11 protein-coding genes are annotated in these 12,321 nt (G+C 42.3%); 9 read left to right on the top strand and 2 right to left on the bottom strand.

What is annotated here, in order from left to right; all coding sequences use genetic code 11:
- Positions 1 to 68: 68 nt before the first annotated feature.
- Together J2S07_RS05160 and J2S07_RS05155 are read left to right on the top strand one after the other, a co-directional pair.
- A complete protein-coding gene (locus tag J2S07_RS05160) occupies positions 69 to 1,445 on the top strand; it encodes a dipeptidase (RefSeq protein WP_307149343.1) in 1,377 nt (458 codons plus the stop codon).
- Positions 1,446 to 1,514: 69 nt separating this feature from the next.
- Positions 1,515 to 2,447, top strand: coding sequence for a D-2-hydroxyacid dehydrogenase (locus tag J2S07_RS05155; RefSeq protein ID WP_307149342.1), 933 nt, complete (start codon positions 1,515 to 1,517; stop codon positions 2,445 to 2,447).
- Between the two features lie 364 nt (positions 2,448 to 2,811).
- On the opposite strand, the gene J2S07_RS05150 is transcribed toward J2S07_RS05155, so the two are convergent.
- Positions 2,812 to 3,780: a sugar phosphate isomerase/epimerase family protein gene (locus J2S07_RS05150; protein WP_307149341.1), complete on the bottom strand. Its 969-nt coding sequence runs from the start codon at positions 3,778 to 3,780 to the stop codon at positions 2,812 to 2,814.
- 174 nt (positions 3,781 to 3,954) lie between these two features.
- Here J2S07_RS05150 and J2S07_RS05145 point away from each other — a divergent pair, with 174 nt between their 5' ends.
- From J2S07_RS05145 to J2S07_RS05115, 7 genes are all read left to right on the top strand, one after another.
- Positions 3,955 to 4,944 carry a LacI family DNA-binding transcriptional regulator gene (locus J2S07_RS05145; protein ID WP_307149340.1) on the top strand — a complete coding sequence of 330 codons (990 nt, stop codon included), beginning with the start codon at positions 3,955 to 3,957 and terminating at the stop codon, positions 4,942 to 4,944.
- Between the two features lie 14 nt (positions 4,945 to 4,958).
- The gene (locus J2S07_RS05140) at positions 4,959 to 5,981 is read left to right on the top strand and encodes a Gfo/Idh/MocA family protein (protein WP_307149339.1); all 1,023 of its coding nucleotides are present in this window, start codon (positions 4,959 to 4,961) and stop codon (positions 5,979 to 5,981) included.
- 93 nt (positions 5,982 to 6,074) lie between these two features.
- The gene (locus tag J2S07_RS05135; RefSeq protein ID WP_307149338.1) at positions 6,075 to 6,881 is read left to right on the top strand and encodes a sugar phosphate isomerase/epimerase family protein; all 807 of its coding nucleotides are present in this window, start codon (positions 6,075 to 6,077) and stop codon (positions 6,879 to 6,881) included.
- Positions 6,882 to 6,895: 14 nt separating this feature from the next.
- On the top strand, positions 6,896 to 7,888 hold the full coding sequence (locus tag J2S07_RS05130) for a Gfo/Idh/MocA family protein (protein ID WP_307149337.1): 993 nt from the start codon (positions 6,896 to 6,898) through the stop codon (positions 7,886 to 7,888).
- 77 nt (positions 7,889 to 7,965) lie between these two features.
- Positions 7,966 to 8,943, top strand: coding sequence for an ABC transporter substrate-binding protein (locus J2S07_RS05125; protein ID WP_307149581.1), 978 nt, complete (start codon positions 7,966 to 7,968; stop codon positions 8,941 to 8,943).
- 60 nt (positions 8,944 to 9,003) lie between these two features.
- Positions 9,004 to 10,494 (top strand): sugar ABC transporter ATP-binding protein, encoded by a 1,491-nt coding sequence (locus J2S07_RS05120; protein WP_370872788.1) that lies wholly within the window; start codon positions 9,004 to 9,006, stop codon positions 10,492 to 10,494.
- Between the two features lie 3 nt (positions 10,495 to 10,497).
- The gene (locus J2S07_RS05115) at positions 10,498 to 11,541 is read left to right on the top strand and encodes an ABC transporter permease (protein WP_307149335.1); all 1,044 of its coding nucleotides are present in this window, start codon (positions 10,498 to 10,500) and stop codon (positions 11,539 to 11,541) included.
- Positions 11,542 to 11,642: 101 nt separating this feature from the next.
- On the opposite strand, the gene J2S07_RS05110 is transcribed toward J2S07_RS05115, so the two are convergent.
- Positions 11,643 to 12,218: a cell wall hydrolase gene (locus tag J2S07_RS05110; protein ID WP_307149334.1), complete on the bottom strand. Its 576-nt coding sequence runs from the start codon at positions 12,216 to 12,218 to the stop codon at positions 11,643 to 11,645.
- Positions 12,219 to 12,321 lie beyond the last annotated feature (103 nt).

Below are 12,321 nucleotides of genomic sequence, written 5' to 3'. Positions count from 1 at the left end.
GGATTTTTCCCTTCGGATACCGAAATTCTTGAAGGATAGAATTTTTAGCAGACTGAGGAGGAGTAACAATGAAACCTGTATTTCAAAATTATTTGGAAGAACATAGAGAAAAGCACTTAGGTGAGCTCTTTGAATTACTTTCGCTCCCAAGTGTGAGCTCTTTATCTGAACATAAAGATGACACCCAACGGGCTGCTGAATGGGTAGCCCATTCATTAAGACAATTAGGGATGGAAAATGTCGCCCTTTATCCGACAGCCGGGCATCCAGTTGTTTACGGAGAATGGTTAAAGGCGGAGGGGAAGCCAACGGTTCTGATTTATGGACATTATGACGTACAGCCAGTGGATCCACTACATCTATGGGAGACTGACCCGTTTGAGCCGCAAATCCGAAATGAAGCGATCTATGCGAGAGGATCAAGCGATGATAAGGGTCAAGTGTTCATGCATATTAAGGCGCTCGAAGCGATTTTACAAACAACTGGAACACTACCATTTAACTTCAAGTTTCTCATTGAGGGAGAGGAAGAGGTAGGAAGCCCGAATCTTCCAGCGTTTGTTGAAGAATACCGCGAGCTATTGAAAGCGGATGTGATTATGATTTCGGATACAAGCATGCTGGATGAGGATCGGCCAACTGTTTGTTATGGGGTTAGAGGACTTGCTGGATTCCAATTAGATGTGAAAGGTCCAAAACGGGATCTGCATTCAGGTCTATACGGTGGAGCCGTGCAAAATCCGATTCATGCGCTCGTCGAGATTCTCCAATCCTTCCGAAATGAAGCTGGAGTGATTACGGTGGATGGCTTTTACGATCGGGTAGTACCAGTTACTGATGAGGAGAGAGCAGCGTTTCAATCACTCAATATGACCGAGGAAAGTTTGAAAGAAGAAGTAGGAGTGAAGGAGCTATTTGGTGAACAGGGCTATAGCCATTTAGAGCGGACGTGGGTACGACCGACTTTAGAGATTAACGGAATTTACGGTGGATTTGAGGGCGAAGGGATTAAGACTGTACTACCATCCGAAGCGCATGCGAAAATCACCTGTCGATTGGTGCCTGATCAAGACCCAGAGGAAATTCTAGAGCTTTTACAAGAACATGTGAAAAAAAATACCCCTCCTGGAGTCGAAGTGAACATTACGTTATTTGATAAAGGAACACCGTATGTGACGCCGTTTGAACACCCAGCCATCCAAGCGGCAGGTCGGGCTTACGAAAAAGTGTTTGGGGTCCCGACCGCTTTTACACGTGGTGGTGGCTCATTGCCAATCATCACAACCTTGGATGAAGTTCTGAAGGCCCCAATTGTGTTAATGGGCTTCGGACTTCCAACCGATCAGGTACATTCACCAAACGAACATTTTAAACTGAAAAACTATGATAAGGGCTTACTCACCATTTGTCATTATTGGTATGAGCTAGAAGAAGCGATGAAATAATAGCTTTGAATCCCTGTCCTGCTGATAGGGATTCATTTTAGATCGAAAAGCGATGATGGGGGATTTATGATGGAGATTAACCATATTCTTGTTGCAGGATCCTATGAGAAAGAATTCAAAAAAAAGTTGCCTTTGGATTTGAAGCAATCATTCCGTTTCAAGCCAGTGGATGAGATTACGGATGCAGATTTGAGTTGGGCAGATGCCTATGTGGGTTCACAGCCTGCTCCGGGATTTCATTTTTCTAGAATCAAATGGGTTCATTCCTTTAATGCGGGGATTAATAACTTTTTAGAGATTGAGGGCTGGAGAGAGCATAATGTCCTGCTTACTCGGACGGTTTGCTCCTTTGGTCAAAGAATTAGTGAGTATTGCTTAAGCTATGTCCTCAAGGAGCTTCAGTATCATAGGGATTTTGCAGCTCAGCAACTGGCGAAGAAATGGGTACGTCAAACTCCTAAAATGGTAAAGGACCAGACGATTGTCATTTTTGGTACAGGGGAGATTGGACAGGAGGTTGCGAGAACTTTTCAGTTTTTCGGGGCTAAGGTGTACGGAGTTTCATTAAGCGGAAGGCAGAAAGAGTATTTTCAAAAGGCAATGACCGTTTCTGATGTCAATACCGTTATTAGTGAAGCAGATTGGGTTATCAGTACACTGCCTTTAACAAAGGAAACTGAGAGACTGTTTAACCAGGCTTTGTTTAGTTATTTTAATGGCGCCGCCTTTATTAATGTCGGCAGAGGGGCTGTGGTAGAGGAGCAGGCTCTTATCGATGCTTTGGACTTTGGGAGCGTTCGGCATGCGGTGCTAGATGTATTTGCAATCGAGCCACTTCCCAAGGAATCTGAGTTCTGGGAAAGAGAGGATATTACGATCACTCCGCATATCTCCGCAGTAACCGAACTTGATGAAGCGATAGATTGCTTTATTGACACGTTTAGAAAAGTACAGAATGGTGAGCAATTGGTCAATCAGGTTGATTTTTCTAAGGGGTATTAAGCAGGAGGACATACATTTTTTGTTTTTTCGATCAAAAAAGGGAGAACGGTGACCAATGGCGACAAGTTTGGTAGAAAAGCGGGGGAACCTGTCGTCATAGAGCGCCAATGGCGACAAGTTTGCTAGAAAAGCGTGGGAACTTGTCGTCATAGAGAGTCAATGGCGACAAGTTCGATAGAAAAGCGGGGGAACCTGTCGTCATAGAGCGCCAATGGCGACAAGTTTGATAGAAAAAGGTGAGAACCTGTCATCATAGAACATTATAGGGTACGAGAATCATGACGATTCTGTACCCACTTTCCAGTTTCCCGCTACATATCAGATTCTTCATCAACGACAATTAAACAAGTTAACATAATAAATATTATGTCCACCACATCTCCCCGACAGATTCCTTCACCATAATTGGCTGTAAAGTTTGCACCGCTTTTGTCAAGCCTTCTTCAATGGACATTAAGCCATCTTCATGCTCGATGCTGACAACATAGTCATATCCATAGAGGCGGAGGGTGCTAATGATATCGGCCCAAACCTTTGCTTCATGGCCGTAGCCAACGGTGCGGAAATACCAGGAACGATTTCTCATATCGGCGTATGATGTCATGTCTGTGAGTCCATTTCGATTCATATTCGGTTGATCCACGATGGTATCTTTGGCATGAAAATGATGAATCGCTCCTTCACGGCCTAATATCTTAATGGCTTCGATCGGATCGATGCTCTGCCACCACAAATGGCTAGGATCCAGATTTGCTCCAATGACTTCACCACATTCCTCACGCAAGCGGAGCAGGGTTGCAGGTGTGTGAACAGAGAAGCCGCCGTGTAATTCAAGTCCTATTTTTACCTGATTCTTCTCTGCAAAAAGGGCTTTCTCCTTCCAATAAGGAATGATTTTTTCCTCCCATTGCCATTTTAGGATTTCCTGAAACTCATTTGGCCAAGGGGCGACGGGCCAGTTCGGATACTTGGCACCCTCATGGTCCCCAGGACAACCGGAAAAGGTGTTTACAACGGGGATACCTAGCTTACTAGCGAGCTTTACGGTTTTAGTAAAAAGTGCATCTGCCTCTTTAGCAATCTTCTCCTGAGGATGAAGAGGATTGGCATGGCAGCTTAAGGCGCTCACTATCAAACCACGGCTCCTGATTTTTTCAATAAATTCCTTTTGCTTATTATCATCAGCCAACAATGAATCTAAGTGGCAGTGGGCATCGCCTGGATACCCACCCGTTCCCAGCTCCACAGCCTCTATTCCTTTTGAAGCAACAAGTTCGAGCATGTCGTCAAGAGATTTATCGGAGTATAAAACAGTAAATACACCAAGCTTCAATGAAATCCCTCCTCATATGTAATCCATTACACAGGTTTTATTACCTGTTTATATGTCACAAATGAAAAGTTTAGAATAAGTTGCGAATAAGAAAATAAGATAATGATAGAAATACAAAAAAATGTAATCGATTACAATTATGGCGAATATAGATGAGATGAAAGTAGGATTTGGATGGCAAATATACAAGAAGTAGCAAAAAAAGCAGGTGTGTCTGTTGCAACCGTATCAAGAGTATTGAATAACCATTCTTCTGTGAGCACGAGGACAAGATTAAGGGTTGAAAGTGCAATAAAAGAGCTGAACTATGAACCTAGTATGCTCGGGAGGAATCTTAGAAACTCTGAGAGTCGATTATTGCTTGTGTTGATTCCGAGTATTGCAAATCCCTTTTACACCGAAATTATTAACGGAATTCAAAACACCGCAATTTCCCATCAATACAACATACTACTTTGTGAAACAGACTCAAATCCAAAGCGGGAGAATATTTTTTTCAACATGGTAAAAAACAAGTTGGCCGATGGCATTATCTCCATGGATCCAGCCGTTAATAAGCAAAAATTAACCGAATTGGCCGATAACCATTCGATCATTCTTTGCAGTGAGTATGACGAGGAGGGGAGCATCCCCTATGTCAGCATTGATAGTGAGCTTGCCGCCTACCATGCTGTAAAGCATCTGATTCAGCTAGGCAATAAAAAAATTGCCCTCATAAATTCTGATGAGAAGTTCTTGTATGCGAGACAGCGTCGTCAGGGATATGAAAGGGCTCTTAAAGAGTACAGCTTGCCGATCCGTGAAGAATGGATTTATCATACAACCCAGCTTGATTTTCAGGATGGAGTTCATGCTATGCGAATGCTCCTTCGGTTAGAGGAAAAACCGTCAGCTGTATTTGCCGTTTCCGATACACTTGCGATCGGAGCGTTAAAGGAAATCAAAGCGATAGGCTTAAGGGTTCCTCATGATATAGCGGTCGTTGGCTTTGATAATATTGGATTCTCTAATATGACAAACCCAAGCTTAACAACGATATCCCAGCCAATGTATAAAATGGGCAGTACTGCTGCTACGATGCTGATTCACCATATACAGAATCGAAAGGTTGAAAGTACGATTTTGGATCATGAACTCATTATTAGAGAATCTACGATGGGATAAAGGAGGTTGGAAATTTGGGAATCACAGTAGGAATTATCGGATGTGGCTCAATTACGAGATTTCGGCATGCACCCGAGTACCAAGCCAATCCGTATGTGGAGGAGATTGTTTTTTACGACCGTCATTTCAAAAGGGCCAAGGAATTGGCACACCTATTCAATGGTCGAGCGGTAGAAGGTTTGGAGGAGCTTTTAAGGGATCCGAAAGTTTCTGCCATCAGTGTTTGTTCATCAAACGAGGTCCACCATCTACATGCGATCGAAGCATTACAGCATGGCAAGCATGTCCTTTGTGAAAAGCCATTTGCTAACAGCGTCAAATATGCTGAACAGATTCTAGACGCTGAAAGAAAATCAGGAAAAAAAGTGATGGTCGCTCATAACCAACGATTTACAAAAGCACACCAACTAGCAAAGGAGCTGATCGTGAGGAAGGAATTAGGGGAGGTATTAACCTTCAAAACATCATTTGGCCACCAAGGTCCAGAAAGCTGGGGAATTAACAAGTCGAATTCAACTTGGTTTTTTAAAAAGGAGCGCTCCCTATCAGGGGTAGCAGGGGATTTAGGCATCCATAAAATTGATTTGATCCATTATTTATTGGACGATGAAATAGATGAAGTGCATGCATTCCATGGAGCATTAGATAAAGTCGATGAGGATGGAAATCCAATCGAGGTTTGCGACAATGTAGTTTGTGCACTAAGGACGAGAAAAGGACGATTAGGAACAGCGTCATTTTCGTGGACGTACTATGGCTCAGAGGATAATTCCACGACGATCTACTGTCAAGAAGGAATCATGAAAATTTACCACGACACAAAATATCCGCTCATTGTCGAAAAAATGAGTGGAGAACGGATTAAATACGAGCTAGAGGCTATTCAGACAAATGATAACCAAACGAACACAGGAGTCATTGATGCCTTTATTGACGCCATTATTCACGATAAAGAACCAATTGTTACGGGACGACAGGCATTAGCAAGTCTGAGGGTGATTGAGAAAATACTAGGTTCAAAAAGCATTTTCTCTTAATTAACTGAGTATTTAATATATTATGACATAATTTGTAACGGATTACATTATATATGAGGTAACCAAAGGTTGAGATACGTTAGGAGGGAGTGCATGATCCAGCAGCTTGCCATCAATTCAAATACGTATCACGGTTTTTCTTTGGAGGATGCGGTTCGAGGATCTAGCCAAGCTGGCTTCTGGCAAATTGAATTAGCGGCAGTTCGGAGTCATACAGCCCATATTCTTCCTGAAATGTCACGAAGTGAACGGCACGAAATTAAAAAGTTGCTTGATGCTTACAGAATGAAATGTATTGGCATTGGGGCACATAGCAATGTTATGACAGAGGAAGGAAGAGAGAATCTATTAGCCAGTATTGACCTCACAATAGAATTTGGCTGCCGTTATTTAATCACAGCAACAGGTGATGCTCATGATGATGCTGACGTAATCGAAGATGAGCGAGTATTAGCTCAACACTTAATTCCTATCATTGAGAAATGTGAAAAGCATCAAAAAGTTCTCGTTCTTGAAACACATGGAAATAACTATGCAACTGGGATGTCCTTGAAAAAACTTGCTCAAGCACTCGACCACCGTTTCAAGATCAATTATGATACCGCCAATGTAGTTTTCTATGGAAACATTTTACCCTACGAGGATTTGGAAGCTTCGGTTGACAAGGTAGAGTTTATGCATCTAAAGGATAAGCTAGGGGCACCTCAGGAATGGAATTTCCCAGCAATCGGGGATGGCGAAATCGACTTTTCAAGAATATTCCAGACGCTAAAAAAAGCCGACTATAAGGGTCCGATTAGCGTAGAGATTGAATTTACTCCTCAAGGTCCGGAAAGTCTTGAAGAAGTGAATGAAAGTGTTCAACGGTCCTTCAGCTATCTATCTAGCATACTAGCTTGAAAGGAGACTAGATTATGAACATTGGACTTGTCGGTTTGGGCTTTATGGGTAAAACACATCTGCGTGCCTATCAACAAATGGAGAACGTACAGGTTAGAGCGATTTGTACAACAAGCAAAGGCAGAGATTTGAAAATAGAGGATCCGTTCACGGGCATCTTTGAATTAGAATATGAACACTTGCTACGGAGAAAGGATATAGACATCGTTGATATTTGCTTGCCGACCTTTTTGCATGAAGAAGCGATTATTCAGGCTGCTCGAGCGGGTAAGCATATCTTTTGCGAAAAACCATTAGCCCTATCCGTTCAGTCTGCAGAAAGAATCATCGATGAAGTGAAACGTCATGATGTGAAATTATTCGTCGGACATGTGCTCCGATTTTGGCCTGAATATGAAAAAGTAAAAGCATATAGTAAAAGCAACTTGAAAAATATTGAAATTGTACATGCGAAACGATTGGGTCAGCTCCCAAGCTGGAGTAGCTGGTTTCAATATCCTGAAAAAAGTGGTGGAGCACTGTTCGATTTGCATATTCATGATATTGATTTTGCTGTCTATTTGCTTGGAAAAGTAGAGAAGGTTTACGCTGTCGGCTGGCAAAATTCATTCGGTGCTTGGGATCATGTGATGACAACTCTCGAGTTTAAAAATGGAGGTAAGGTCTTTGTCGAGGCATCTCATAGAATGCCGGTAGGATATCCTTTTATAATGTCATTTCGAGCACAATCTGGCCAGCGAACAATCGAGTTTGAGATGAAAGCCGGTGAAAATATAGAGAATATCCCGGAAAGTCATCATCATTTCACCATTTTTGATGGCATGGAAAAATCTGCGATCAGTGTACCGCAAATAGATGCCTTTCAAAGAGAATTAACCTATTTTGTTGAATGTCTTGAAAAAAATAAAGAGAATACTGTTATTCCCTTAGCTGACGTTATTTATACTTTGAAAATATTAGAGGCCATCCAGCATTCTTTGGAAACGGGCGAGGTGATTCACGTCTAATGAAGGAGAGGGAAATCTAGCTTAGTGACTGCACAATTTTTTTACAAATTGTAAAGGGGGACATTTCTGTGAAAAAGATGTTCAGGCTGTTGGCATTAATCGTATTAGTCCTGATGCCAGTATTTGCTGCTTGCAATGGTGACTCTACCAGCAAGGATTCAGGGGATGATGGCAAAAAAGAGGCAGATGAAAACAAAAAATTTAAGATTGGGATTTTGGCGCCGGCTGTGACACATGGTTGGGTAGCCGCGGTTGCCTATCATGCGGAAGCGAGGGCAAAGGAGCTATCAGAGGAAATTGAATACCAAATTCAAACGAGTACAAATGCGGAGGAAATGACTTCACAGCTCGATGATTTGATGACGTGGGGAGCTGAGGCTATTGTCGCCTTTCCACAGTGGGAAGGGATGGAGGTTCCCATTCAGAGAGCACTGGATGCGGGCATTGAGGTGGTAAACTTTGATATTGCCATTAATGTAGATGGTGTTTATCGTGTTGCTGGTGACAATGAGGATATGGGGATTCAGGGAGCTCATTATATTGTTGAAAAAATCGGTACAGAAGGCAATATCGTCATGCTTGAGGTGCCTTCATCAGGTTCCGTATCTGAGCTTCGAAAGAAAGGCTTTGTTGAGACAATGGAAAAAATTGCTCCAAATATGAAAATCGAAACATATGCAACGAAATTCACGAGAGAAGATGGATTGAAGGACTTTGCGGATATTTTAACAAGTATGGATCAGATTGATGCTGTGTATTCCATGGATGATGAAACCTCCATTGGTGTTCTTCAGGCGATTAATGAAGCTGGAAGAACCGATATCAAAGTGGTCACCGGTGGTGGGGGGATGCAGGAATATTTCAAGATGATGCCAGAAAATGAGGATATCTGGATTCAATCAGCCCTTTATAGTCCAGCGATGGTGAAGGATGCACTTGATCAGGCTATTAAGATTTTAAAAGGGGAAAAGGTGGAAGAGGTAAAGATAATTCCAACGACCATTGTCGATAGAGATAATTATGAGGAATTTCTAGATGCGGGTTCACCTTATTAACTGTTATCTAAAGTGAGAGGGTATGGCCTTGCTATAGCCTCTCTTTTTGTAGGAGGTGAGATGGTGAAAATCGAAATGAAGGGGATCAAAAAGTCCTTTGGAAGTAATCAAGTGTTAAAGGAGGTTTCTTTTTCGATAAAAGGTGGGGAAATCTGCGCCTTGCTTGGTGAGAATGGAGCGGGGAAATCAACGCTTATGAATATTCTCGGTGGAGTGCATACACTGGATGCAGGGACTATCCTCGTAGATGGAAAGGAGGTAGAATTTAAGACCCCGGGACAATCCCAAGATGCGGGGATTGCCTTCATTCATCAAGAGCTGAATTTAATAAATGATTTGCCGATCTACGAGAATATGTTCTTGGGGAGAGAGATCAAAACGAAAAGAGGACTTCTTGATTTAGAAAAAATGAAGCAGGAAACCACAGATATGTTCCAGAAAATGCAGGTGGATTTAGACCCAGATATGATGGTTGGGGACCTTGATGCCTCTTATAAACAAATTGTTGAAATATGCAAGGCGATGATGATGAATGGCTCGGTGATGATTATGGACGAACCAACTACGTCTTTAACTGAGCAGGAAACGGAACGAGTTTTTAAATTGATGAGAACATTAAAAGAGCATAATGTTGGCATTATTTTTATCTCTCATAAATTGAACGAGGTGATGGAGGTCTGCGATCGTTATGTCGTGCTAAGGGATGGATGCTTAGTCGCGGAAGGTAGTGTCAGCAAGGTTTCGACCGATGACTTGGCGCAGTATATGGTCGGTTATGAGGTTAGAACGGAGTCTCTTCGTAGAGAGAGAACAATCGGCACGGAGATACTACGTGTCGAAGGACTTTCAAGCGAACCTTACTTTCGGGATATTCATTTTTCTATAAGAGCGGGTGAAATCATTGGATTTACCGGTCTCCTTGGAGATGGCCGAAGTGAGCTATTTCAGGCGATTTTTGGTGCAGAGGAAAGCACCTCAGGAAAAATGTTCCTGCACGGGAAGGAAGGAACGATGAAAAATACGACTCAGGCCATTCGAGCGGGTATTGCCTATGTCCCACGAAATCGAAAGGAAAACGCCATTATCAAGGATATGAATATTTTTGAAAATGCCTCCATTGTTACATGGCCGCAATTTGCTAGACGGGGAATCATTGATCGAAAGCGGCACGAGGACGTTTTTCATAAAAAAAGGCAAGCATTAAGGATCAAAATGGAAATGTTGACCGATCGCATTGATAGTCTTTCGGGCGGAAATCAGCAAAAGGTTGTGCTTGCCAAATGGCTTGTATCAGATCCTAAGCTTCTTATCTTAGACAACCCTACCCAGGGGGTTGATGTCGGAGCCAAGGAAGATATTTATGATATCATTCTGAAATTGTCGGATGTGGGAATTGCGATTGTCGTTTTATCTAGTGAAGCGCAGGAAATTATTCGCGTTTGTGACAGAGCTCTTGTCATGTACCATGGCGTTATTCAAGGGGAAGTGGCTGGAGAGGAGATGACAGAGCATCAAATCATGAAATTGGCAACAGGTGGAAAGGAGGGATAATGGATGGTTCAACAATTGGATAAGGGAAGGAACCTTTTGACGTGGTTCAAATACAAGTGGATGAATGCTCCTTTATTTAGTACAGCGATTGCACTGATTATTATGATTCTATTACAAACCTTGGTGCTCGGTTTTGATTATGATTCCTTTGGAAGCTGGTTTCAGGCTTGGACAAATAACTGGATTAACATCTTAAGAAATAACGCTAGTATAGGAATCATTGCACTAGGTATGACGTTAGTTATTATGACGGGTGGCATTGATTTAGCAGTAGGCTCGACTTTGGTGGCAACGGGTGCTCTTTCGATGATTCTTCTTGACACTGGGACAAAAGGGATTTTAGGAATGGTTGGTGTCACAGGAGTTCCGGCATTCCTGATTACGATTGTGGTTGTCCTCATTTTTGGCTATTTGCTCGGGGCGTTAATCGGGGTCACGGTGACGAAAGGGAATGTTCCGCCATTTATTGTTACGTTAGGTGCGATGATGATTTTTCGAAGTGTGACTCAGCATTTTATGCAAGGTTATAATACGAAGGTACCTGTAGAATTTTTACAGATTGCTAGTTTTAAAATTGGAAGCTATATGATAATGCCGATCATTTATTGGGCGATCATTGCCTATATTTTGTATTTTGTCTCCAAAAGAACGACTTTCGGAAGACAGGTTATTGCGGTAGGTTCAAATGAAAGAGCAGCTAAGCTTTCGGGTGTTAATGTGGATAAGGTAAAGCTTCGGGTATACGCCCTTATGGGACTCCTTGTTTCAATTGCGGCTATTATTCAGGTGTCACGGGTCGGTTCGATGGATTTTTCCAATGCGGGTAGAGGAGTGGAAATGGATGCGATTGCAGCAGCGGTAGTAGGTGGTACGAGTATGATGGGCGGAAGAGGGTTTATTCTTGGAACGGTATATGGAATGTTAATTATCGCAGTCATGAACAATCTTCTGAATTTGTTTGGAGTTCCACCATTTTTAAGAGAAGCGTTCAAGGGATTCATTGTGATTGGGGCGGTGCTGTTGCAGAGAAAGGAGAAAACATCCTAAATTATTAAAGGCTTTTGCAAGTCACCTGTTTGTAAAATGGAAAAAAGCTGGAGTCTTTGCTTTTTGATTAAGTCCCCAGCTTATAGTTATATTATGAATTGTTAAATGGCAAACACATGATTATCAATTCTCTCTACCACTTTTCGTGAGCGGATCCATTTGTCTGAAGCAATCTCTGGATTATAAAAGTAGACGGCGTGATCAAGGCGGTCTTGGCTGGTTAATGCATCTTCAACCGCTTCCTTTGCTTCCGGCGATGCTGGTTTCTTGATTTCCCCATTTTGAACAGGGGAAAATGCGTATGCATCTCCCGTAACCTCATACACAACATTTGTGATTGTATCTGGGAATTCAGGTGAATCCACACGGTTCAGTACCACTGTTGCAACCGCAACTTTTCCCTCGTAGGGCTCGCCCTTCGCTTCGGCCTCGACCAATCGAGCAAGCAAGTCCTTTTCTTTATCTGAAATGAGCTTTGATTCGTCTACATTTTCTTTTAAAGCAACCTGATTTGTAGGCTTACTTGGGTTTTTTGTATATTCATGGGCAGTCTTTTCAAAAGGATAGATACCCTCATCAGATAGATCCATTGCCATTACGATACTGCTTTGCATGACTAGAAAAATTAAAGTAGCCACACATGCCGCTACAAATTTTTCTCTGTAGAAATTTCTCATGCTGCTACCTCCTCGTATAGTAAGTTTAGAATCCTCTTTCGAGGTAATTTCCAGTTCGTTTATTGCTCTTTGATAACTTCATAGATGGTAGTTCAGATAGTGG

Origin of the sequence: Anoxybacillus andreesenii, from assembly GCF_030813005.1 — a bacterium.
GTDB lineage: Bacteria > Bacillota > Bacilli > Bacillales > Cytobacillaceae > Robertmurraya > Robertmurraya andreesenii.
Note: the sequence above shows the minus strand (reverse complement) of the source record. Positions and strands in the feature narration are given on the sequence as shown.